The sequence below is a fragment of the Brevundimonas sp. genome (assembly GCF_965227765.1).
GTDB lineage: Bacteria > Pseudomonadota > Alphaproteobacteria > Caulobacterales > Caulobacteraceae > Brevundimonas.
In genome coordinates, this window is sequence record NZ_OZ245778.1 from 2,940,676 (window position 1) to 2,963,664 (window position 22,989).

The 22,989-nt window shown below is 68.5% G+C and carries 23 protein-coding genes; 17 read left to right on the top strand and 6 right to left on the bottom strand.

From position 1 onward, the window contains the following. Positions 1-165 precede the first annotated feature (165 nt). From ACO05L_RS14115 to ACO05L_RS14125, 3 genes are read right to left on the bottom strand one after another with little or no spacing between them, the layout of a single operon-like run. Positions 166-1,323 carry an acyl-CoA dehydrogenase family protein gene (locus ACO05L_RS14115; protein WP_421729798.1) on the bottom strand — a complete coding sequence of 386 codons (1,158 nt, stop codon included), beginning with the start codon at positions 1,321-1,323 and terminating at the stop codon, positions 166-168. Then, a complete protein-coding gene (locus ACO05L_RS14120) occupies positions 1,311-3,470 on the bottom strand; it encodes a 3-hydroxyacyl-CoA dehydrogenase NAD-binding domain-containing protein (RefSeq protein ID WP_421729799.1) in 2,160 nt (719 codons plus the stop codon). The genes ACO05L_RS14115 and ACO05L_RS14120 overlap by 13 nt, the downstream gene beginning before the upstream one ends. Before the next feature lie 9 nt (positions 3,471-3,479). Then, positions 3,480-4,688, bottom strand: a complete 1,209-nt coding sequence (locus tag ACO05L_RS14125; RefSeq protein ID WP_421731700.1) for an acetyl-CoA C-acetyltransferase — start codon at positions 4,686-4,688, stop codon at positions 3,480-3,482. 124 nt (positions 4,689-4,812) lie between these two features. Between ACO05L_RS14125 and ACO05L_RS14130 the strand changes: the two genes are divergently transcribed. The 8 genes from ACO05L_RS14130 to ACO05L_RS14165 all read left to right on the top strand — a co-directional run bounded on the left by ACO05L_RS14130 (position 4,813) and on the right by ACO05L_RS14165 (position 11,048). Next, entirely contained in the window at positions 4,813-5,598 is a 786-nt protein-coding gene (locus ACO05L_RS14130) for an SDR family NAD(P)-dependent oxidoreductase (protein ID WP_421729800.1), read from the top strand. Between the two features lie 265 nt (positions 5,599-5,863). After that, positions 5,864-6,322 (top strand): hypothetical protein, encoded by a 459-nt coding sequence (locus ACO05L_RS14135; protein ID WP_421729801.1) that lies wholly within the window; start codon positions 5,864-5,866, stop codon positions 6,320-6,322. Continuing rightward, positions 6,319-6,705 carry a MaoC family dehydratase gene (locus ACO05L_RS14140; RefSeq protein WP_421729802.1) on the top strand — a complete coding sequence of 129 codons (387 nt, stop codon included), beginning with the start codon at positions 6,319-6,321 and terminating at the stop codon, positions 6,703-6,705. The genes ACO05L_RS14135 and ACO05L_RS14140 overlap by 4 nt, the downstream gene beginning before the upstream one ends. A gap of 60 nt (positions 6,706-6,765) precedes the next feature. Next, positions 6,766-7,086: a 2Fe-2S iron-sulfur cluster-binding protein gene (locus ACO05L_RS14145; protein WP_421729803.1), complete on the top strand. Its 321-nt coding sequence runs from the start codon at positions 6,766-6,768 to the stop codon at positions 7,084-7,086. A 57-nt stretch (positions 7,087-7,143) separates the two neighbouring features. Next, the gene (locus ACO05L_RS14150) at positions 7,144-7,554 is read left to right on the top strand and encodes a hypothetical protein (protein ID WP_421729804.1); all 411 of its coding nucleotides are present in this window, start codon (positions 7,144-7,146) and stop codon (positions 7,552-7,554) included. Positions 7,555-7,622: 68 nt separating this feature from the next. Next, positions 7,623-8,474, top strand: coding sequence for a neutral zinc metallopeptidase (locus ACO05L_RS14155; protein ID WP_421729805.1), 852 nt, complete (start codon positions 7,623-7,625; stop codon positions 8,472-8,474). A gap of 124 nt (positions 8,475-8,598) precedes the next feature. After that, positions 8,599-9,750 (top strand): glutamate 5-kinase, encoded by a 1,152-nt coding sequence (gene proB / locus ACO05L_RS14160; RefSeq protein WP_421729806.1) that lies wholly within the window; start codon positions 8,599-8,601, stop codon positions 9,748-9,750. Further along, positions 9,747-11,048: a glutamate-5-semialdehyde dehydrogenase gene (locus ACO05L_RS14165; protein ID WP_421729807.1), complete on the top strand. Its 1,302-nt coding sequence runs from the start codon at positions 9,747-9,749 to the stop codon at positions 11,046-11,048. The genes proB and ACO05L_RS14165 overlap by 4 nt, the downstream gene beginning before the upstream one ends. On the opposite strand, the gene ACO05L_RS14170 is transcribed toward ACO05L_RS14165, so the two are convergent. Continuing rightward, a complete protein-coding gene (locus tag ACO05L_RS14170; RefSeq protein WP_421729808.1) occupies positions 11,045-11,992 on the bottom strand; it encodes an aspartyl protease family protein in 948 nt (315 codons plus the stop codon). The two genes, ACO05L_RS14165 and ACO05L_RS14170, sit on opposite strands and share 4 nt — an antisense overlap. A gap of 146 nt (positions 11,993-12,138) precedes the next feature. Between ACO05L_RS14170 and thrC the strand changes: the two genes are divergently transcribed. Further along, positions 12,139-13,554, top strand: coding sequence for a threonine synthase (thrC, locus tag ACO05L_RS14175; RefSeq protein ID WP_421729809.1), 1,416 nt, complete (start codon positions 12,139-12,141; stop codon positions 13,552-13,554). A 139-nt stretch (positions 13,555-13,693) separates the two neighbouring features. On the opposite strand, the gene ACO05L_RS14180 is transcribed toward thrC, so the two are convergent. After that, positions 13,694-15,826: a malate synthase G gene (locus ACO05L_RS14180; RefSeq protein ID WP_421729810.1), complete on the bottom strand. Its 2,133-nt coding sequence runs from the start codon at positions 15,824-15,826 to the stop codon at positions 13,694-13,696. 261 nt (positions 15,827-16,087) lie between these two features. Between ACO05L_RS14180 and ACO05L_RS14185 the strand changes: the two genes are divergently transcribed. Both ACO05L_RS14185 and ACO05L_RS14190 read left to right on the top strand, forming a co-directional pair. Further along, the gene (locus ACO05L_RS14185) at positions 16,088-16,765 is read left to right on the top strand and encodes a DUF1345 domain-containing protein (RefSeq protein ID WP_421729811.1); all 678 of its coding nucleotides are present in this window, start codon (positions 16,088-16,090) and stop codon (positions 16,763-16,765) included. A gap of 286 nt (positions 16,766-17,051) precedes the next feature. Beyond that, a complete protein-coding gene (locus ACO05L_RS14190) occupies positions 17,052-18,626 on the top strand; it encodes a DEAD/DEAH box helicase (RefSeq protein WP_421729812.1) in 1,575 nt (524 codons plus the stop codon). Between the two features lie 59 nt (positions 18,627-18,685). Here ACO05L_RS14190 and ACO05L_RS14195 read toward each other — a convergent pair whose 3' ends face one another. Next, the gene (locus tag ACO05L_RS14195; RefSeq protein ID WP_421729813.1) at positions 18,686-19,447 is read right to left on the bottom strand and encodes a competence/damage-inducible protein A; all 762 of its coding nucleotides are present in this window, start codon (positions 19,445-19,447) and stop codon (positions 18,686-18,688) included. Positions 19,448-19,503: 56 nt separating this feature from the next. Here ACO05L_RS14195 and radC point away from each other — a divergent pair, with 56 nt between their 5' ends. The 6 genes from radC to ACO05L_RS14225 all read left to right on the top strand — a co-directional run bounded on the left by radC (position 19,504) and on the right by ACO05L_RS14225 (position 22,937). Further along, a complete protein-coding gene (gene radC / locus ACO05L_RS14200) occupies positions 19,504-20,244 on the top strand; it encodes a RadC family protein (RefSeq protein WP_421729814.1) in 741 nt (246 codons plus the stop codon). After that, positions 20,241-20,768: a GNAT family N-acetyltransferase gene (locus ACO05L_RS14205; RefSeq protein WP_421729815.1), complete on the top strand. Its 528-nt coding sequence runs from the start codon at positions 20,241-20,243 to the stop codon at positions 20,766-20,768. Before radC ends, ACO05L_RS14205 begins: the two co-directional genes overlap by 4 nt. 72 nt (positions 20,769-20,840) lie before the next feature. Continuing rightward, positions 20,841-21,083 carry a BolA/IbaG family iron-sulfur metabolism protein gene (locus ACO05L_RS14210; RefSeq protein WP_421729816.1) on the top strand — a complete coding sequence of 81 codons (243 nt, stop codon included), beginning with the start codon at positions 20,841-20,843 and terminating at the stop codon, positions 21,081-21,083. Positions 21,084-21,086: 3 nt separating this feature from the next. Next, a complete protein-coding gene (locus ACO05L_RS14215) occupies positions 21,087-22,013 on the top strand; it encodes an oxidoreductase (protein WP_421729817.1) in 927 nt (308 codons plus the stop codon). Positions 22,014-22,128: 115 nt separating this feature from the next. Next, positions 22,129-22,512 (top strand): Grx4 family monothiol glutaredoxin, encoded by a 384-nt coding sequence (gene grxD / locus ACO05L_RS14220; protein WP_421729818.1) that lies wholly within the window; start codon positions 22,129-22,131, stop codon positions 22,510-22,512. Continuing rightward, positions 22,512-22,937: an acyl-CoA thioesterase gene (locus tag ACO05L_RS14225; protein WP_421729819.1), complete on the top strand. Its 426-nt coding sequence runs from the start codon at positions 22,512-22,514 to the stop codon at positions 22,935-22,937. The genes grxD and ACO05L_RS14225 overlap by 1 nt, the downstream gene beginning before the upstream one ends. Positions 22,938-22,989: the final 52 nt, after the last annotated feature.

Sequence of the window (22,989 nt, forward strand, 5' to 3'; positions counted from 1 at the left end):
CAAGTCCTCTCCCACAACCGTCATCCTAGGCCTTGTGCCTAGGATCCAGACACACCGTCGTCTGGCGTGGGTCTGGGGCGCCGATCGCCCGCCACCGCGCGCAACGTCCTCCACCAGGAGTCTGGATCCTCGGGACAAGCCCGAGGATGACGGCGGTTGCCGCGCCTAGCCGATCTTGCGTTCGTCCAGGCCCAGGCCGCGACCGATGATCTCCTTCATGATCTCGGAGGTGCCGGCGAAGATGCGGCTGATGCGGGCGTCGGAATAGAGCCGGCTGATCCGGTACTCCTCCATATAGCCCGCCCCGCCGTGCAGCTGGACGCAAGCGTCCACCACCCGGCCCTCGAGCTCGGACGAGATCAGCTTGGCGGCGGCGGCGTCGTCGGCCTCCAGCGCCTTGGCGTTTAACAGCAGGGTGCACTGGTCGATGAAGGTCTGGGCCGCGTCCAGTTCGGCGCGCAGGCCCGCCAGCACGAAGCGGCTGTTCTGGAAGGCGCCGATGGGCTTGCCGAAGGCGCGGCGTTCCTTGACGAACTCCAGGGTGATGTCGAAGGCGGTCTGGGCCGCAGCCATCGACCCGATCGCCGCCACCAGCCGCTCGCCGGCCAGGAAGCGCGACAGATATCGGAACCCCTGGGTCGCTTCGCCCAGCACGTTCTCCTTGGGCACCTTCACGTCGTTGAAGAACAGCTCGGACGTGTCCTGGGCCGCCAGACCCATCTTCTTCAGCCGCTTGCCGCGCTCGAAGCCGGGCATGCCGTCCTCGATCACGAACAGCCCCAGACCATGCTTGGACTCAGGATCGGTGCGGGCCGCGACGATGATCAGGTCGGCCAGCTGGCCGTTCGAGATATAGGTCTTGGACCCGTTCAGCAGCCAGTGATCGCCCTTGTCCACCGCAGTGGCGCGCATGCCCGCCAGGTCGCTGCCCGCGCCCGGCTCGGTCATGGCGACGGCCAGGATCTTGTCGCCCGAGATGCATCCGGGCAGCCAGCGCGCCTTCTGCTCGTCCGAGCCCAGCCCGGCGATATAGGGCGCGACCAGGGCCGAGTGCAGGTTGATGTAGAAGCCGATTTCACCGTGGGCGATGTTCTCTTCGATGATGATCTGTTCGAAGCGGAAATCGTCCAGGGCCAGGCCGCCGTACTGCTCGTCGGCCCAGGTCAGCAGCAGGCCTTGGGCCCCCGCCTTCTGGTAGATCTCGCGGTCGACGAAGCCCTGCTCGCGCCAGCGTTCGCCGTGCGGCGCCACCTCCTGCTGGAAGAAGCGCCGCGCGCTGTCACGGAACTGTTCGTGCTCGGGTTCGAAGATCAGGCGGCGCATGATTGCTCGGCCCCCGCGTCATAGAAGCCCTCGTTGCGGGCGGCCTTGGCGCGCAGCCAGGCGGACGGGGCGAACCGCGCGCCATACAGTTGCGCCAGACGGTCGGCCTCGCGCACGAACTCGGCGATGCCCACGGTGTCGATGTAGCTGAGCGTGCCGCCGGTCCAGGCCGGGAAGCCCCAGCCATAGACGGCGCCCAGATCGGCGTCCTGAGGCGTTTCCAGCACGCCCTCTTCGAGGCAACGCGCTGTCTCCATGGCCTGGACGTAGAGGAAGCGCTTCTTGACGTCCTCGACATCCCAGCCGGCCTTGGTCGGGAAGTGTTCGGCCAGCCCAGCCCACAGGTGTTTCTTGCCGCCCTCGGGATAGTCGTAGAAGCCGCCGCCCGACTTGCGGCCCGCACGGCCCAGGTCGTCGCGCATCTTGCGCAGGGTCGGCACGCCGCCGGGGACCTGATAGGCGTCGCCTTCTTCGGCGATGGTCTGGTCGACGATCTTCAGCGGCAGGTCCAGGGTCACCTCGTCCAGCAGGGCCAGGGGCCCGACCGGCAGGCCGACCGCCTTGGCCGCATTCTCGATCACCGCCGCCGGCACGCCGTCGGCCAGCAGGCTGGCCCCTTCGTGGATCAGGGTCTGGAAAACACGGCTGGTGTAGAAGCCGCGGCTGTCGTTGACGACGATCGGCGTCTTTCTCAGCTGGGCGATGAAGTCCAGGCTCTTGGCCAGGGTCGCCTTGCTGGTCTGTTTGCCCATGATGACCTCGACCAGTCCCATCCGGTCGACCGGCGAGAAGAAGTGCAGGCCGATGAACTGGTCCGGGCGAGCGGAAGCCTGGGCCAGCTGCGTGATCGGCAGGGTCGAGGTGTTGGACGCATAGACGGCGCCGGCGGGAATGACGGCCTCGGCCTTCATCGTCGTCTCAGCCTTGATGGCCGTGTCTTCGAACACCGCCTCGACCACCAGGTCGCAGCCGTCCAGCAGGGCGAAGTCGTCGGTCGCCGTGATGCGGGCCACGATGGCGTCGGCGCTGTCCTGGGTGCGCTGGCCGCGTTCGACCGCCTTGCCCAGCACCTTGGTCGAATAGGATTTGCCCTTCTCGGCCGAGGCGACGTCGCGGTCGATCAGGACCACGTTGATCCCGGCCTGGGCCGAGACCAGGGCGATGCCCGCACCCATCATGCCGGCGCCGATGACGCCCAGCTTCTCGACCTTGGACTTGGGCTCATCCGCCGGACGACGCGCGCCCTTCTCGGCGGCGGCCTTGGAGATGAAGGTGGTGCGGATGATGTTGCGCGCCACCGGGCTGGTCAGCAGGTTGGCGAAATACTTGCTCTCGACCGACAGGGCCTTGTCGAACGGAAGCTGCACCCCCTCGAACACGCACGACAGGATCGCGGCGGCGGCGGGGGTGTTGTAGCCCTTGGCCGCGACATTGGCCGTGGCGACCGTGAACATCGAGGCGGTGTCGGGGTTCAGCAGGCCGCGCTGTTCGGCGGCGGCATAGCCCTTCACATCCCAGGGCTTCACGGCGCTGGGGCCGGTCGCCAGCCAGGCCTTGGCCCGGTCGATCAGCTCGGCGGCGGGCGCGACCTCATCGACGATCTTCAGCTTGACCGCCTCGGCGGGCTTCACCGCACGACCGGATAGCAGCAGGTCGATCGCCACCTTGGCGCCGGCGATCCGCACCAGCCGCTGGGTGCCGCCCGATCCGGGCAGCAGGCCGACATTGACTTCCGGCAGGCCGACGACGGCCTTGGGGTCATCGGACAGGACGCGGTAGTGGCAGGCCAGGGCCAGCTCGAACCCGCCGCCCAGGGCCAGGCCGTTCAGGGCCGCGACCCAGGGCTTGCCGCTGGTTTCCATAGCGCGGTGAACCGCCGTGGCGCGCTGGCTGAACTGATAGGCCTCAGGCTTGGTCAGCTTGCCGAAGCCGTCGACCAGCTCCTTCAGGTCGGCGCCGGCCATGAAGGCGGGCTTGCCCGAGGTCAGGACGACGCCGGTCACGGCCTCGTCGGCGGCGACCTGGGCGATGGCCTGGGTCATCTCGGCGAGGAACTCGCCCGAGGCCAGGTTCATGGATTCGTCCGCATTGTTCAGCGTGACGATGGCGACGCCATCAGCGTCGGTCTTGATCGAGATATGGCGCATGGTCAGGCCTCAGACGCGTTCGATGACAGTGGCGGAACCCAGGCCGTTGCCGGCGCAAAGGGTCACGAGGGCGGTGGACAGGTCGCGGCGTTCCAGCTCGTCCAGCACGGTGCCCATGATCATGGCGCCGGTGGCGCCCAGGGGGTGGCCCATGGCGATGGCGCCGCCCGCGACGTTCAGGGTCTCGGGGTCCATGCCCATGATCTCGCGGTAACGCAGCACGACGCTGGCGAAGGCCTCGTTCAGCTCCCACAGGTCGATGTCGGACCGGCTCATGCCGACGTTCTTCAGGGCCTTGTCGCTGACGGCGGCGGGCGCGGTCAGCATGATGGTGGGCTCGGAGCCGATGGAGGCGAAGCCGCGGATACGGGCGCGCGGCTTCAGGCCGGACGCCTCGCCGAACGCCTTGGATCCGATCAGGACGGCGCCCGATCCATCGACGATGCCGGACGAGTTGCCGCCCGTGTGGACATAGTTCAGGGCCTCGATCTCGGGATAGCGGGCGGCGGCGACGGCGTCGAAGCCCATGCCCCCCATGGCTGGGAAGGCGGGCTTCAGCTTGCCCAGGCTCTCGACCGTGGTCTCAGGCCGCATATGCTCGTCATGGGCCAGCAGCACCTCGCCCATCACGTCCGTCACCGGCACGATGGACTTGGCGAAATTGCCCTCGGCCCAGGATTTGGCGGCCCGGCGCTGGCTCTCTGCGGCGTAGGTGTCGACGTCCTCGCGGCTGAAGCCGTCAAGCGTCGCGATCAGGTCGGCGCCGATGCCCTGGGGCGCGAAATAGTTGTTGAATGCCACGCGCGGGTCGGCCGACCAGGCGCCGCTGTCGGCTCCCATGAAGGTGCGGCTCATGGCCTCGACGCCGCCGCCGACGCCGGCCTGGGCCATGCCCGACATGACCTGTGCGGTGACGTTGTTCACGGCTTCCAGGCCCGAGGCGCAGAAGCGGTGGATCTGCTGGCCGGCCACGCTTTGGGCATAGCCCGCATTGACCACGGCGGCGCGGGCGATGACGCCGCCCTGCTCGCCCACCGGCTGGGCGCAGCCGATGACCACGTCGTCCAGCAGGGCCGTATCCAGGCCGTTGCGGTCGCGCAGCGAGCGCAGAACCTGGCTCAGCAGTTCGACCGAGGTCACCTCGTGCAGGGCGCCGTCGGGACGCCCCTTGCCGCGCGGCGTGCGCACATGGTCGTAGATATAGGCCTCTGCCATGATGGTCCTCGCTTCGGCGTCGCCTGTCTTGCGACAGGTCCGGCGCGCTGTTTTTTACCAAACGAACGGTTGGCAGCTAATTGGCAGGCGGTGTAGGCTCAATGCAAGTCAAAAAAGGGAGTTCGCCATGCGCGTGATCGTGACCGGAGCCGCCAGCGGGATCGGCGCCGCCGTGGCCAGGGGACTGGTCGCAGGCCGTCTCATGCCGGGGCCGCATCGCCTGCTTCTGGTGGATCGCGACGCCGAGGGACTGGCCCGCATCGCCGCCGAACTCGGTCAGGCCGTTTCACCCTTCGTCGCCGATCTGGCCGACCCTGACTGCGGCGAGGCCATCGCCTCGGCGGCCGTGGACGCCATGGGCGGGATCGACGGCCTGGCCAGCAATGCGGGCATCATCGCCGGCGCGCCCCTGGCGACGATGCAGGTCGCCGACTTCGACCGGATGATCGCCATCAACACCCGCTCGACCTGGCTGATCGCCAAGGCCATCCATCCGCATCTGGTCGCGGCGGGCGGCGGTTCGATCGTGGCGACCGGCTCGATCTCGGCCAGCCAGCCGACCCCGCCGCTGGGCGCCTATTCGACCAGCAAGGCCGCCCTGCTCATGCTGATGAAACAGATGGCCAACGAATGGGGACCGGACGGCATCCGCTGCAACACCGTCTCGCCCGGCCCGACCCTGACGCCCATGACCGCCGGCGGCTATGCCGACGAAGAGCGGCGCCGGAACCGCGAGGCCGGCCTGCCCCTGCGTCGCCTGGGCGCGCCCGAGGAGATCGCCGACGCCATCCTGTTCCTGCTCAGCGACTTCGCCCGCAACGTGACGGGCGTCGATCTGCTGGCCGACGGCGGCCTGTCCACCACCCTGATGACCGCCAGCGGCGCGGGCAGCGGCCAGACCCGGGCGGGCTGATCTCATAAGGATCAGGAGTCGCCGTCATCCTAGGCCTTATGCCTAGGATCCAGACACGCAGCCAGTTGGCATGGCACGCGGCGTTGGATTTAGAGGCGGCCAGATCGCGCTCTGCGGATGAACCGTGAATCTGGATCCTCGGGACAAGCCCGAGGATGACGGGGGCGAGTGGGCACAAGCCCCAACCCGTCATGTTTTGACCAAACGGTTGACAGTAATGTCATGAGCCGACATCACTGAACGACAGTTCGAGGCCCATCCGACCATGACCGAAGCCCCTTCATTTCCGCCCCCGCCCGATGTCGCCGGCGCCTCCCTGTCGGGAGCCGAGCCTTATGTGATCTCGGCCGAGGAAAACGCCGCCCTGTGCCGCTCGACCGGCGTGGAGCCTGATGCAAACGGCCAGGCCCACCCGATCTATTATTACATCGCCACCCAGGTCGGCATGGGGGTGACAGTCGCAGGCATGTGCGAGATCTGCGACTTCGACATCGAGCAAGGCCCCATGATGGGCCAGTCCTCGGTCACCTTCGAGCGCCCGCTGATGACGGGCCAGCCCTATGTCGTCACCGGCCAGATCCTGGACCTGACGCGCAAGCCCAGCCGCGCCTTCGGGGTCATGGACCTGCTGAACTACGAGCTTCGCCTCAGCCTGCCGGACGGAACGCCGGTGGTCGCGTCGCGCAACAGCTGGGCCCTGCCGCGCCGGGAGTTGATGGCATGAACGTCGGTGACACCCTGCCCCCCTTCCGCATCCCTGCGGTAGATCCCGAGGCGATGAAGACCTGGGCCGTCGCCCTTCACGACCCCAACGCCATCCACCTGGACCGCGAAGCCGTCGCCGCCAAGGGACTGGGCGACCTCGTCATCAACCAGGGCCCGGCCAACCTGGCCTATGTGATCAACATGCTGAGGGCGGCGTTCCCGGGCGGCGCGATCCGCTCGCTCGACGTCCGCTATGTCGACAATGTCTTCGAGGGCGACGATGTCTCGGCCGGCGGAACCGTGACCGCGATCGCGGACGGACAGGCGACCTGCGACATCTGGCTGCGCGCGGTCGAGCGCGATCTGGTCATCAAGGGCGTCGCCGTGGTCACCCTGGCCTAGACGCCCGCCACACAACCCGCCCTCTCCCCGACTCTTCGCCATCCTAAGAAAAGGCCGCCCATGGTCACCGTCACCTATATCCAGCATTCGGGCGAGACCCATGTCGTCGAGGTGAAGCCCGGCCTGTCGGTGATGGAGGGTGCGGTGCGTAACAATGTCCCCGGCATCGACGCCGACTGTGGCGGGGCCTGCGCCTGCGCCACCTGCCATGTCTATGTCGATCCCGACTGGCTGGAGAAGACCGGCAAGGCCGCCGCGATGGAGGAGTCGATGCTCGACTTCGCCGAGGGCGTCGAGCCGAACTCGCGCCTGTCTTGCCAGATTCCGGTCACACCCGAACTGGACGGTCTGATCGTCCGCCTGCCGCAGAGCCAGCACTAGGTGCATACGGCAAGCGGCCACGCTTGCGGTTCGGCGCGTTGGCGCCATCTCTTCCCTATGGACACCAAATCCCTCGCAGCCGCGCTTGCTGTCGGCCTCGGCGGACTGGCCGCCCCGACCATGGCGCAGGTGGTGCCGCCCCATCCCTTTGGCGGCGCCTATCCCGGCGCGAGCGTGGGCGAGCAGCATCGCTACGAGATGGATCGTCTGCGCGCCCGTAGCGATCAGCAGGACGCCCTGGCCCGCCAGCAGCGGCTCGACACCCGCCTGACGCTGATGGAGCTTCAGGCCCGCCGTCAGCCCGCGCCGGACGTCACCCCCTATTCCGCGCCCATCACCGGCCCTCGCTCGCCAGAGGTGCAACGGGCCATGCGCGACGCCGTTGCGATCCAGTCGGAGACCACGATCCGGGGCGTCGGCCAGATCGATTCCTGGCTGGACCGCGCGCCGCGTCGTGCGGATCCATAATCGCGCGCATCCCTTTCCTCCCCAGATGCGTTCCGGCATAGCTTGGGGCTCGAAGGGGAGAGACGGATATGCGTTGGCAGGGCGGTAATCGCGGCGGCGGCGGCATCGAGGATCGGCGCGGAGGCGGCGGCGGCATGGTCGCGGGCGGCGGCATCGGCGTCGCGGTCTTGGGCCTGATCGGCTATTTCGTCTTCGGCATCGACCCGGCCACCACGACCCAGCTGGCCAGCCAGTTCGGCGGCGCGGGCGCGGCTCAGCAGGGAGAACAGGGCACGCCCGAGGACCAGGCCGGCCAGTTCGTCGACGTGGTAGGCGGCAATATCAACGACGTCTGGACATCAAAGCTGGACGGCTATGAGCGTCCCAAGGTCGTCCTCTACACTCAGGGCACCTCGACCGGCTGCGGTTACGGCCAGGCGGCCATGGGCCCCTTCTATTGCCCGTCGGATTCCACCGTCTATCTCGACCTGGCCTTCTGGCAGGAGATGGAGAGCCAGTTGGGCGCATCGGGGGCCGACTTCGCCCGCGCCTATGTCATCGCCCACGAGTTCGGCCACCACGTCCAGTCCCTGACCGGCGACTCGCAGCGCGCCGAGCAGGGACAGCGCGCCGCCCGCAGCGAGGGCGAGGGCAATCGCTATTCCGTCGCCCTGGAGCTTCAGGCCGACTGCTACGCAGGGGTCTGGGCCGCCAATGCGTCGGCGGCCTCCAACGGTCAGGTCGCCGTCGAGGCAGGCGACCTGGAAGAGGGCCTGAAGACGGCCAACGCCATCGGCGACGACACCCTGCAACGTCGCGGCGGCGGCAAGGTGTCGCCCGAGAGCTTCACCCACGGATCGTCGGCCCAGCGGGTCGAATGGCTGCAGCGCGGGTATCAGTCGGGCGATCCGGCCGTCTGTGACACCTTCGCCCAGCTCTAGGGAGTAGGTCGTAGGGGTTAGGGAGTAGGGATGGCCGGGTCGACCTCGCCCTACGCCCTGCAACCTACTCCCTAACCCCTCTTCTCCCTTGCTGCGCCGCAACCTTGGCGGCATGGTCCCGCGCGTGTCGAAATCCGCCCCCAAGACCCCGCCTGAAGCCCTGCGCAAGGCCCGCCGCATCGTCGTCAAGATCGGCTCGTCCCTGGTCGTGGATGCGGCCACGCGCGCGCCCGCCGCCGCCTGGCTGAACGCCCTGGCCGAGGACCTGGCGCGGCTGCGCGCCGAGGGGCGGCAGGTCATCGTGGTGTCGTCGGGCGCCGTGGCACTGGGGCGCGGGCGTCTGGGCCTGACCCGCAACGCCCGACTGGACGAGAAACAGGCCGCCGCCGCCGTGGGCCAGTCGCTGTTGATGCAGGCCTGGGAGACCGCTTTCCGGCCCGCCGAACTGGTGCCGGCCCAGGTGCTGTTGACCCGCGACGACACCGAGCGGCGCCGCCGCTGGCTGAACGCCCGCGCCACGCTGGAAGCCTTGCTGAAGCTCGGCGCCGTGCCTGTGGTCAACGAGAACGACACGGTCGCGACCGAAGAGATCCGCTATGGCGACAACGACCGGCTGGCCGCGCGGACCGCGCAGTTGGTGCGGGCCGATCTTCTGATCCTGCTTTCCGACGTGGACGGCCTCTACACCGCCGACCCGCGCCGCGATCCTGAGGCCGAACACCTGCCGCTGATCGAGGCCCTGACGCCCGACATCCTGGCCGCCGCCGGAGGCGCCAACACCCAGGCCGACGTCGGCACCGGCGGCATGGCGACCAAGCTGGAGGCCGCGCGCATCGCCCGCTCGGCCGGGTGCGCCACCCTGATCGTCTCGGGGCTGAACGCCCATCCGTTGCAGGGACTGCTGGACGGCGACCGAGCCACATTGATCACAGCCCCCGCCTCGCCCCTGCAGGCCTACAAGTCGTGGATCGCGGGCAGTCTGGAGCCCGCCGGCGCTTTGGCCATCGACGCGGGCGCAGCCACCGCATTGGCGGGCGGACGCAGCCTGCTGGCCTCGGGCGTGCAGCGTATCGACGGGCGGTTCGACCGGGGCGACTGCGTGCGCGTGGTCGGGCTGGATGGCGGATCCCTGGGCGTGGGCCTGGCCGCCTACGCTGCAGACGAAATGGACCGCATCCGCGGCAAGCACTCCGGCGAGATCGAGGGCCTGGTCGGCTATAAGGGCCCGGGCGTCGCCATCCATCGTGACGACCTGGTACTGGATCCCGCACAATGACCGCCCAACCCATCGAGACCGCCACCGATATCGCCCCCCAAGACATAGCGTCCGTCATGGCCGACATGGGCCGCCGCGCCCGCGCCAGCGCCGACGCCCTGCGACTGGCCGGGCCGGAGGTTCGCACCGCCGCCCTGAAGGCGGTCGCCGAGGCGGTTCGCCGCCGCGCAGACGCCATCCTGGCCGCGAACCATAGCGACATTCTCCGTGCACGGACGAACGGCGTCTCCGAGGCGCTGATCGACCGGCTGGCCCTGACGCCCGGCCGGATCGAGGCGGTCGCCTCCGCCGTGGACGAGATCGCCGCCCTGCCCGACCCCCTGGGTGTCGAGACGGCGCGCTGGACCCGTCCGAACGGGCTGGACATGGCCCGGGTCCGCACCCCCCTGGGCGTGCTGGCCATCATCTACGAGAGCCGCCCCAACGTCACCGCCGACGCCGCGGCCCTGTGCATCCGTTCGGGCAATGTCGCCATCCTGCGCTGCGGCTCGGACTGCCTCGACAGTTCGCTGGCCGTGCATGAGGCCGTGGTCGAGGGCCTGACCGCCGCCGGCCTGCCCGCCGATTGCGTCCAGTTGGTTTCCACCCCCGACCGCGCCGCCGTGGGCGCTCTGCTGACCGGGCTGGACGGCAATGTCGACCTGCTGATCCCGCGCGGCGGCAAGAGCCTGGTCGCCCGCGTGCAGGCCGAGGCCCGCGTGCCGGTCCTGGGTCACCTGGAGGGCCTGTGCCACACCTATCTGCACGCCTCGGCCGATCTGGACATGGCCCAGGCCATCGTCGTCAACGCCAAGATGCGCCGCGTCTCGGTCTGTGGCGCGACCGAGACCCTGCTGGTGGACGCCGCCGCCGCCGAGCGCCTGCTGCCCCCCGTCGCCGCCGCCCTGATCGCGGCCGGTTGCGAACTAAGGGGCGACGACCGCGCCCGCGCCCTGGTTCCTCAGATGACGGCGGCGGTCGAAGCCGACTGGACCACCGAATATCTGGCCCCCATCCTGGCGGTCGCCGTGGTCGATGATCTGGATGCGGCGGTCGAGCATATCCGCAGCCACGGCTCGGGCCACACCGAGGCCATCATCGCCGACGACGCCGAGGCCGCCGCCGCCTTCCTCAACGCCGTGGACAGCGCCATCGTGGTCTGGAACGCCTCGACCCAGTTCGCCGACGGCGGCGAGTTCGGCTTCGGCGGCGAGATCGGCATCTCGACCTCGCGCCTGCACGCGCGCGGGCCGGTCGGTGCGGAACAGCTGACCAGCTACAAGTACGTCGTGCGCGGTACGGGGCAGACGAGACCCTAACGCCGCCGCCCGGAAAGGATTGTAATATCCATCGGTTGCGACACGTGCAGCCGCCCCGCGCCCATGTCCATGACCACGCGCCGATCGACGAAGGCGGCCATGCCGATCAGGGCGTCGGGGTATCCGGGGATGACCACATCGGCATAGATCGGGGTCTCGACATCCTCATAAAGCTGATCGCCGAAGGTCACCGTCCGTGCACGGACGATGACCGACTGCATGGCGCCGCCCAGCACGATGCTGGAGCCGGAACTCTGCGCTCTTCCGTCCAGCAGCCCGGCCCCTTGCGCCGCCTCTCGGGTCAGCGACAGCAGGGATGATGCGCCGGTGTCGATCACCGCATCCACCGTCGCCCCCTCGACCGAAATCTGCGACCGCAGCGCCCGGCCCTCGCGCCGCACGGCGATCTCGGACACGCCGGGCGGCAGGGGCGAACCCGGCGCCAGGAACCGCAGACGCCGACCGACCACGTCGATGTCCAGCAGCATCTGAGCCAGAACGTCCTGCCCCAGAATCAGGGGCGCGCCCAGGCCGTCCTCGGAGGCCAGCGGCCCCAGGCCCAGGATGGCGGCGCGCAGGGCGGGCGCGCGCGTCTGGCCGACCGTGACGTCCAGCGTGACCCCCTTGCCCAGCTGGGGCTGGCCGCCGACGCCATAGGCCACGATGGGCATGTCGATGGTCTTGGGCGCACCCATCTGTTCGTAGAGGCCCCGGTCGATGACCGAGAACTGGGCGCCGCTGTCGATCAGGGCCCGCACCTCGCGCCCGTTCACCGTGGCCATGACGGTCGGCACATTGGCGCGCGGCTCGGCGAAATCCAGCCATTCGGGCGCGCCGAAGGTCACATCGGGCTCGCGCCAGATGACCCGGTCCCTCAGCCACCAGGCCCCGCCGACGCCTGCGCCCAGCAGCCCCAGCCGGATCAGCAAATCGCGACGTTTCATGCAAGAAGACATGAGGCCTCGAACGCCGCGACGCCATCCCTGTTCATCGCCCGATGCGGTCCTCATGTCGCAGGCTTGGGAAACTGGCGGTCGCTTGAAGGCAAAATCGGGTGACGGCGCCGCTTCGGCTGGCTAGGAAACCCGCCATGAGCCAGAGCCCTGCTTCCTCCGCCGCCGCCTATGTTTCGACCCGCGGCGATGCGCCGGCGACAGACTTCGCCGAGGCCCTGCTGCGCGGCATGGCGCCGGACGGCGGCCTCTACATGCCCTCGGCCTGGCCGACCCTGGCCAAGGACGCCGCCGCGCCCGGCCAGACCTATGCCGCCATGGCCGCCGCCGCCATGGCCCCCTACATCGGCGCCGCCCTGCCCGAAGGTGCGCTGGAACGGTCGCTGGCCAGGCTGGTCGCCGGGTTCGACCATCCCGACGTGACGCCCCTGGTCCAGCTGGACGACAGCCTGTGGATGCTGGAGCTGTTCCACGGCCCGACCGCCGCCTTCAAGGACCTGGCCATGCAGTTGGCCGCCTCCCTGTCCGCCGAGGCCCTGGCGGTGTCGGGCGAGCGGCTGACCCTGGTCACGGCGACAAGCGGCGACACGGGCGCCGCCGCCGTCAACGCCTTCGCCAACAAGGCCGGCATCGACCTGATCGTGCTGCACCCGCTGGACCGGGTCTCGCCCGTGCAGCGCCGCCAGATGACGACGGTCGAGGCCGACAACGTCCTGAACCTGGCCGTGCGCGGCGATTTCGACGACTGCCAGCGTCTGGTGAAAGGCCTGCTGGCCGACGAATCCCTGCGCGACGGCGGACGGTTCAGCTCGGTCAACTCGATCAACTGGGCGCGGCTGGCGGGCCAGATTCCCTATTACGTCTCGGCCGTGTCGCAACTGGCGGCGGCGGGCGAGCATCGCAGCCCCACCTTCGTCGTTCCGACCGGCAATTTCGGCGACGCCTTCGCGGGCATCGCGGCCTCCAAGATGGGCCTGCCGGTGCGCGGCTTCGTCGCCGCCGTGAACCAGAACGACGCCCTGGCCCGCGCCATCAACACCGGCCATTACGCCCGCCGCACCGCCGTCGAGACGGCCTCGGTCTCCATGGACGTGCAGGCGCCCTCGAACTTCGAACGGCTGGTGTTCGAGGCCTCGGGCCGCGACGCCGAGCGCACCCGCGCCCTGTTCGAAAGCTTCGCCCGCGACGGCGAAGTGACCATCCCGTCGGACCTGCTGAACGGCATCCGCAAGGAGGTCTCGGCCGTCTCCATCGACGAGGGCGAGACGCGCGATCAGATCGCCCACGCCTATACGACCTGGAACAAGGTGGTCTGCCCCCACACCGCCGTGGCCCTAGCCGCCGCGCGCCGGGTGGACGCCTCGGACGGGCCGGTCATCGCCCTGTCCACCGCCCACGCCGCCAAGTTCGGCAAGGATGTCGCCCCGGTTCTCGGCTTCGACCCCGAGCCGCCGCGCGTCATCCGCGAGCTGGGCGACCGCCCCGAGCGCCTGACCCTGATCGAGGGCACGCCCGAGGCCGCGCTGGCGGCGGTGAAGGGGTTCAGGGGGTAACTCAAAATCCGCTCATCCCGGCGTAAGCCGGGACCCAGACCTTTGGGCGATCAGCGCGTGTGTTTTGGCACGCTCATGATCCAGCGCACTGGCGAACGAAAGCACTGGGTCCCGGCTTACGCCGGGATGAGCGGGAAAATTAGTTGGCTTTCACCTTCTGCCGGAAGGCATGCAGCAGCGGCTCGGTATAGCCGTTCGGCTGGACCAGCCCCTCGAACACCAGGGCGCGCGCGGCCTGATAGGCGAAGCCGTCCGTGTTCGTCGCCATCAGGCGATACAGGGGATCGCCGGCGTTCTGGGCGTCCACCTTCTTGGCCATGCGCAGGAAGGCGGCGTCCACCTGTTCGGCGGTGCAGACCCCGTGCAGCAGCCAGTTGGCCATGTGCTGCGACGAAATCCGCAGCGTCGCCCGGTCTTCCATCAGGCCGATGTCGTGGATGTCCGGCACCTTGGAACAGCCCACGCCCTGATCGATCCAGCGCACGACGTAGCCCAGGATCCCTTGCGCGTTATTGTCCAGTTCGTCGGCCACGTCCTGCTCGGACCAGTTAGCTCCATCCGCCAGCGGCGGGGTCAGCAGATCGCTCAGCCCCGGCGTCGGGCGAGCCGCCACATCCTTCTGGACCGCAAACACATCGACGGCGTGATAGTGCATCGCGTGCAGGGTCGCGGCGGTCGGCGACGGCGTCCAGGCGGTGTTGGCGCCGGTCTTGGGGTGGCCGATCTTCTGCTCCAGCATGTCGGCCATGCGGTCGGGCGCCGCCCACATGCCCTTGCCGATCTGGGCCCGCCCCGACAGACCGCAGGCTAGGCCGATAACGACGTTCCTCGCCTCATAGGCCGCAATCCAGGCCGAACCCTTGACCTCGGCCTTCCTGATCATCGGACCCGCCTGCATGGCCGTGTGGATCTCGTCGCCGGTGCGATCGAGGAAGCCGGTGTTGATGAAGACGATCCGGTCCTTCACCGCATGGATACAGGCGGCCAGGTTAGCCGAGGTGCGGCGCTCCTCGTCCATCACCCCGACCTTGATGGTGTGCCGCGCCAGACCCAGCAGGCCCTCGACCGCGTCGAACAGGCGGTTCGTGAAGCCGGCTTCGTCCGGCCCGTGCATCTTCGGCTTGACGATATAGACCGACCCCGCCGCCGAGTTCGTGAACCCACCCAGACCCTTCAGGTCGTACATGGCGATCAGCGAGGTCACGATGGCGTCGAGGATGCCCTCGGGCGCCTCGCCTCCGTCGGCCAGCAGGATGGCCGGATTGGTCATCAGGTGGCCGACGTTCCTCACGAACAGCAGCGAGCGACCGCGCAGGGTGACGGCGCCGCCGGTGGGCGCGACGAAGGTCCGGTCCGGCTCCAGCGCGCGGGTCAGGGTCTCGCCGCCCTTCTTGAAGGTCGCGGACAGATTGCCCTTCATCAGGCCCAGCCAGTTGCGATAGGCCTCGACCTTGTCCTGGGCATCCACCGCCGCGATGGAATCTTCCAGATCGCAGATTGTCGACAGGGCGCTTTCCAGCACCACGTCCGACAGGCCTGCCGCATCCTCGGCGCCGATGGCGCTGGACCGGTCGATGACCAGTTCGATGTGGATGCCGTTGTTCTTCAGCAGGATAGAGGTGGGCGCCGAGGCCTCGCCCAGGAAGCCGACGAACTGGCCCGCATCCTTCAGCGCGGGCGACAGCTTGCCGTCCACGACCGAGAAGCCGGCGACATCCGCATAGGACCCGTCGGCCAGCGGAACCGCCTCGTCCAGAAACGCCTTGGCCTTGGCCACGACCTTAGCGCCGCGCGCCTTGTCATAGGGGCCGGAGACGGGGGCCTCGCCCAACGCATCAGTGCCATAGAGGGCGTCGTACAGACTGCCCCAGCGCGCATTGGCGGCGTTCAGCAGGAAGCGGGCATTCAGGATCGGCACCACCAGCTGCGGACCGGCCAGGGTCGCCAGTTCGTCGTCCACGTCCGTCGTCGTGATCTGGAACGGCGCGGGCTCGTCGACCAGATAGCCGATCTCCCTCAGAAACGCCTCTGTCGCCGCCGGGTCGTTCGGCTGGCCGCGCCGTCCGCGATACCAGTCGTCGATCCGGGCCTGAAGCGCATCGCGGGTCGCCAGCAGGGCGCGGTTCTCGGGCGCGAAACGGCCGAAGACATCCGCCGCGCCGGTCCAGAAGGCGTCGGCGCCCAGGCCCAGGCCCGGCAGCACCTCATCCTCGATGAAGCGCGCCAGTTCAGGCGCAACCGACAGTCCGGCGCGGGTCTCATAGGCAGTCATGGGTCCATCTCGACGTCGTCTGGAGGAGAGGCTGTAACATTCCGTGATCACGCAAGGGAAGTCGAGAACATTCAGATTTTCCTTTCGTCATCCTCCGGCAAGCCGCGCCTTCGCGGCGCAGACCGGGGGACCCAGCGGCGCGCGACAGCGCGACCCTGTCTCGAACACGGTGTTTCGACATCTCGACTGAACAGATCGCCTTCGGCGCCGCTGGGTCCCCCGGTCTCGCTTCGCTCGCCGGAGGATGACGAAAGCACAGGCATGGCCTATCCCTGCATGATGCCGTCGCCCGCCCGCCTCATCCGTCTACACTGGACACTGCTGGTGGCCCTGGCCGTCGTCGTCGCGGTCGGGCTGCTGACACCCGCAGACTGGCGCTGGGCCACGCGCGCGGCGGTCGGCTGGGACGCAGGGGTCGCCCTGTTCCTGCTCATCACCATCGCCCGACTGACACGCGCCCGCTCTACCGATCAGATCCGCCAGCGCGCCGCCGAACTGGACGATGCGGGATCAGCCGTGCTTCCGCTCAGCCTGCTTGCCGCAGCCGCCAGCGTGGCCATCGTCATCAGCGAGGCGATCTCGGCCCCAGCATCCGCCGCCGCGGGCTCTGCCGCCCTGGTCATGCTGACCCTGGTCCTGTCGTGGAGCTTCATCCACCTGATGTTCTCGCAGCACTACGCCCACGAGTTCTACGCGCCCTCGAACAAGGGCGACGGCGATCAGGGCGGGCTGATCTTTCCCGGCGAGGACGATCCCGACTACTGGGATTTCCTGCATTTCTCGCTGATCATCGGAGTGGCCAGCCAGACGGCCGACATACAGATGTCCTCGCGACGCCTGCGCCGGATCGGTTCGATCCACAGCGTCACGGCCTTTGTCTTCAACACCGTCATCGTCGCCCTGGGCGTCAACTTCGCCATCAGCCTGATCGGCAACTGAGCCGGTTGCCTTGACTTCACCGCAGTTTGCGCCCATTTGCGCTGCGTCGCACAATTGCGATCCCCGGCGCCTCCAGCGCGTGTGGGTCTTCTCTCCCCATTGAAGACCTGACTGGTAGCCGTCGCCGGACCCTCAAGATTCATTCGCTGCCCGGACACGCGGGGCGGCGCCCGATCCACCCCGCCGGCCTCACTCTGAGGCTCGTTCGGGACTGGCGGTGCGCGGCCTTTTCGGCGTTGAGCCATGGCTGTTGCGCGTCGCCACATACGCGAAAGAACCGCTTTAAGTGAGCAACATCACCTTTGAATCCTTTGGCCTGAACAAGGCCATCCTCCAGGCCCTGACCACCTCGGGCTATACGTCGCCGACGCCGATCCAGGCCCAGGCCATTCCTTCGGTCATGGAAGGCAAGGACCTGCTGGGCATCGCCCAGACCGGCACCGGCAAGACCGCCGCCTTCGCCCTGCCGATCCTGCATCGCCTGGCCGAGAACCGCGTCTCGCCTGCGCCGCGCACCACGCGCTGCCTGATCCTGTCGCCCACGCGTGAACTGGCCAGCCAGATCGCCGAGAGCTTCAAATCCTATGGCAAGCACCTGGGCTTCAAGGTCGCCGTGGTCTTCGGCGGCGTGAAGTACGGGCCGCAGGAACGCGCCATCCAGGCCGGCCTCGACGTCCTGGTCGCCACCCCCGGCCGCCTGCTGGACCATATGCAGCAGAAGACCCTGGACCTGTCCTCGACCGAAATCTTCGTCCTGGACGAGGCCGACCAGATGCTGGACCTCGGCTTCGTCAAGCCGATTCGCCAGATCGTCAGCCGCATCCCGGCCAAGCGCCAGAACCTGTTCTTCTCCGCCACCATGCCGACCGAAATCGGCAAGCTGGCCGGCGAACTGCTGAAAGAGCCCGTCAAGGTTCAGGTCACGCCGCAATCGACCACGGTCGAGCGCATCAACCAGTCGGTCATCCACATCGAGCAAGGCCGCAAGCGTGCCCTGCTGACCGAGATGTTCGCCGACGACAACTACACCCGCTGCCTGGTCTTCACGAAGACCAAGCACGGCGCCGACAAGGTTGCGGCCTATCTGGAAGCCGGCGGCGTCCAGGCGGGCGCCATCCATGGCAACAAGTCCCAGCCCCAGCGTGAACGCACCCTGGCCGCCTTCAAGGCCGGCAAGCTGCGCGTCCTGGTCGCCACCGACATCGCCGCGCGCGGCATCGACGTGGACGGCGTCTCGCACGTCGTGAACTTCGAACTGCCCTTCGTGCCCGAAGCCTATGTCCACCGCATCGGCCGTACGGCCCGCGCGGGCAAGGACGGCTCGGCCGTTTCGTTCGTCGCTGGCGACGAGATGAAGCTGCTGCGCGACATCGAAAAGGTCACGCGCCAGAAGATCCCGGCGTCCGACCGTCGCAACGACAAGTCGCTGGGTCTGCTGGATCAGTCGATCATGGCCGCCGGCGTCGGCACCAAGGCGACCATGCCTGACCGCGAAGAGCGTCCCCGTGGCGAAGGCCGTGGCGCGCGCAACCCGCGTCGTGACGGCGTCAAGCCGGCTCACGGCGGCCAGCCCCATCGCCAGCGCAAGCCGGGTCCTGGCGGACGTGACGCCGCCGGTCGTGACGGCAATGGCGGTCAGCAACGCGATCGCACGCACCATTCGGACCGTGGCGATCGTCCTCTGGCCTCAACCCAGCCGTTCGATCCCCTGGCCGCCGACCGCGCCCGCTCGGCCGCGAACGCCAACCGCCCGCAGTCGCCGCGCACCGAAGCGCCCGCCAAGCCGGATGGCGAGTTCACGCGCCGCCCGCGCGGCCGTCGCCCGTCGAACGGCGGCAAGGGCTATGCCGCCAAGGGCTGATGGCCTGACAGACTGAACCTCGGAACGGCGGGCCTCATGCGGGGCCCGCCGTTTTGCTGTCAGGCGTCCCGCGTCTCGATCCCCTCGGCCGCCAGCGCCGCCTTCAGCCGCGCCACGGCCCCGTCCAGCGAGACGGCGTCACGACCGCGCACCACCAGGTTGGTCCCGATCTCGCCGTCCGATCCGACGCCGAACGGATAACTGCCGAAACTCAGGTCGCGGTCGGCCCGGGCGGCTGCGGTCAGGGTCGCGGCGACCGCCCCCTCGCCCACGCCGACGACGCGCAGGGCTCGCGAATGGACCACCGCGCCGGTTCTCAGGCGGGGCGCCACATCCTCCAGCATGGCCGTCATGATCTTGGGCACCCCCGCCATGACGAAGACGTTCTCGACCTGAAAGCCCGGCGCGTCCGACACCGGATTGGCGATCAGGGTTCCGCCCTGCGGCACCCGCGTCATGCGACGGCGCGCGGCGTTGAAGTCGCCGTCGGCATAGCGCCGCTCCAGTATGGCCACGGCCTCGGGATGCTCCAGCAGCGGCACGCCGAAGGCCTCGGCCACGCAATCGGCGGTGATGTCGTCGTGCGTCGGGCCGATCCCGCCGGTGGTGAAGACATAGTCATGCGTCGCCCGCAGCGCATTCAGGGCCGAGACGATCTGGGCGGGGACATCGCCCACCGTGCGCGCCTCCTTCAGGTCGATGCCCAGGGCCGCCAGGAACCTGGCGATGGTGTTCAGGTTGGTGTCCGCCGTCCGGCCCGACAGGATTTCGTCGCCGATGATCAGGACGGCGGCGGTGGGGGATGGTGCGCTCAGGGTCATGGCCGCCTTCTACGCCCTTGATCGACGGCGGCGAAGCGCTACCGTCCGCACAACCCATGAGCGACATTCCGCCAGACGCCGCGAAACCCAAGAAGGCGCCGCCTCGTCACAGCGGCCATCGCGAACGGCTGCGCGTGCGGGCGGCCAAGGGGGGGATCGACGCCCTGCCGGACTACGAACTGCTGGAACTGCTGCTGTTCCGCTCCATCCCCTACAAGGACACCAAGGCCCTGGCCAAGGACCTGCTGGCCCGGTTCGGCGGGCTGGAGGGCATAGGCGCCGCCAGCCACGAGGCGGTGGACGATCAGGTCGCACAGTCGCTGGGCTATGCACGCGGCGCCGCCTCGCGCGCGGCCGCACTGGACCTGCAGCTGATCTTCGACGTGGCGCGCAGGGTGGCGCGAGAGCCGGCGTCGAAGCGTCCGGTCATCGCCTCATGGACGGCGCTGCTGGCCTATGTCCGCGTCGCCCTTCAGCACGAGCCGCGCGAGCAGTTCCGGGTGCTTTACCTGGACAAGAAGAACCAGCTGATCCTGGACGAAATCCAGAACCGGGGCACGGTCGATCACGCCCCCGTCTATCCGCGCGAGGTCATCCGCCGGGCGCTGGAGCTGTCGTCGGCCAACATCATCCTGGTGCACAACCATCCGTCGGGCGATCCGACGCCCAGCCGCGCCGACGTGGACATGACCAAACAGATCATCGCCGCCGGACGATCCTTGAACGTCGAGGTCCATGACCATCTGGTGGTCGGCCGCCACGGGGTGGCCAGTTTCAAGCAGTTGGGGTTGATGTGACCGGTCCGATCCTGACCACCGAACGGCTGATACTGAGCCCCGTCGCCGTGTCCGACTTCGACGACGTGCTGGCCCTGTGGCGTGATGCCGATTTCGTCGGCGCCATCATGGACCGAGGTCCGATGAGCGAGGAGGAGGTCTGGTTCCGGCTGCTGCGCGACCTGGGCCACTGGCAGGTTCTGGGCTACGGCAACTGGGCCATGCGCCTGAAAGCGGGCGGCGCCTATGTCGGCAGCGTGGGGGTGCTGGACTATCGGCGCGACTGCAGCCCGCCGATCGACGCGCCCGAACTGGGCTGGGGGGTAGGCGTCGCCTTCCAGGGCCAGGGGCTGGCGCGGGAAGGGCTGGACGCCGTCCTGGCCTGGACCGACACCGCCTTGCGGGCGCCGCGCACCGTCTGCCTGATCAGTCCCGGCAACGCCCCGTCGCTGAAGCTGGCGCAGCGGGTCGGCTATCGGCCCTATGCCCAGGCGACCTACCACGACCGGCCGTCCATCATGCTGGAGCGGCTTGCGGACGCGTGATCGGCGCGTATGCCGGACATTAAGGTTTTTCGCTCACCCTGTCGGTGAAACACCTTCAAGGCGCCCTGCCCTATGCCCATGCCCGTCGAAACGCTGCACGCCCATCTGGCCGAGGCCTTCCCCGACGCCGTGATCGCCATCGACGATCTGGCCGGCGACGGCGACCACTACCGCGCCCGCATCGTCTCGACCGCCTTCGCCGGCCTGTCGCGGGTTCGCCAGCACCAACTCGTCTATGCCGCGCTCAAGGGCCAGATGGGCGGAGAGTTGCACGCCCTGGCCCTCGAAACATCCGCTCCCGCCGCCGGAGACTGATCCATGCGTTACCGCCCCTTCGGCGCCACGGGCGCCTCGATCTCGAACCTGACCTTCAGCGTCGGCCTCGACATCGCCGCACGCGGGCCAGAGGTGGCGCACGACCTGATCTATGCGGCGCTGGAAGCCGGCATCAACTCCTACCGGCTGGAGACCGCCGATCCGGTCCTGGCCGAACTGGTCGGACACGCCCTGTCGACCGTGGACCGAAAGCTTCTGAACGTCAGCCTGGCTCTGGGTCGCGGTGACGGACGCAGGGGCGGCGAGCGCGACTTCTCGGCCGAGGGCATGACCGGCGCCATCGACCGCGCCCTGCACATCTCGGGCCTCGGCTGGATCGACATGGCCCTGTTGGAACAGCCCGGCGAGAACGAACTGCCGCAAAGCTCACTGAACGCGCTCAAGGCGCTGCGCCAGACCGAACGGGTCCGCTTCCTGGGGGTCTCGGGCGAGGACGCGGTCATGGACGCCTATGTCTCGACCGGCGCCTTCGACGTGCTGGCCACGCCCTATAATGTCGATTCCCCGTGGCAGATCCGCTCGCGCATTCGCGACGCCAAGGCCCAGGACATGGCCGTCCTGGCCTATGACTATTTCCCCGACAGTCTGAACAGCGCCAAGAAGGCCGCCGCGGTGCATGAGCCGAAGAAGGGCTTCTTCGGCTTCGGCTCCGGTTCTGGCGGACGCAGCAAAGACGACCCGCTGGCCGGCGCCGGCACATTCGCCTTCCTGCACCAGACGCCGAACTGGGACGCCGAGGCCATCTGTCTGGCCCACGTTCTGACCGATCCGTCGGTGTGCAGCGTCATGGTCAAGTCGCGCGACGCCGAACGCCTGTCACGCCTGGCCCTGATTCCCGACCGCGATATGCCGCCGGGCCTGTCCGCCCAGATCGAGATGGCGCGCGTCTCGGGCGCAAAGGCGGCCTGATCCCAAGTTCGCTCCCGGGCCGCTTTCGGCCCGTTGTCGCCGTGTCGTGATGTCCCTTCGCCTTGACCCTGGGGGTCATCGTCCCTAGCTGACGCCCTTGACCGGAGACTGCATCGTGACCGACCAGGCGACCCAGACCGCAACGGCGAACACCGACCCCGTCCACGCCTTCATCGCCCAGACGGTGGCCGACCATGAGGTCGTGCTGTTCATGAAGGGCACCCCGGACCAGCCTCGCTGTGGCTTCTCCTCCTTGGCAGTCCAGATCCTCGATCAGGTGGGAGCCCCCTTCGTCGGCGTCGACGTGCTTCAGGACGAGAGCCTGCGCGACGGCATCAAGGCCTTTACCGACTGGCCCACCATCCCGCAGCTCTATGTGAAGGGCGAGTTCGTGGGCGGATCGGACATCGTGCGCGAGATGTTCCAGGCCGGCGAACTGCACGCCCTGATGGCCGAAAAGGGCGTCACCCTGGGTGATGAAGGCTTGGGCCAAGCCTGATGGCCAGGGCGGTGCTGGAGCCGCGCGAGGACCGCGAGGTCTTCGTCGTGCCTCTGGCAATCCGTCCCGAGCACATCGACGACAACGGCCACGTCAACAACGTCGTCTATGTCGGCTGGCTGCAGGAGGCAGGCACCGCCCACTGGAACGCCCGCTTTGACGCGGAGACACGGGCTAGGTGGTCCTGGGTCGCCCTGCGCCACGAAATCGATTACCTGCGCGCGCTCCAGCCCGACGACGTCGCCGTGGCCCGCACCTGGGTGGGCGATCCGCAGGGCCCTCGCTTCGCCCGCTATGTCCGTATCGAGGACGGCCAGGGGCGGCTGTGCGCGCAAGGGCTGTCGGAATGGTGCCTGGTCGACGCGTCCACGCTTCGGCCGCACCGTATCCCCGCCGATATGCTGCCGACGTTCGAGGCGCGCTGACGCATTTTCGGCGACGGCCTTGCGGACGACCGCAACCGACATAGTTACAGGG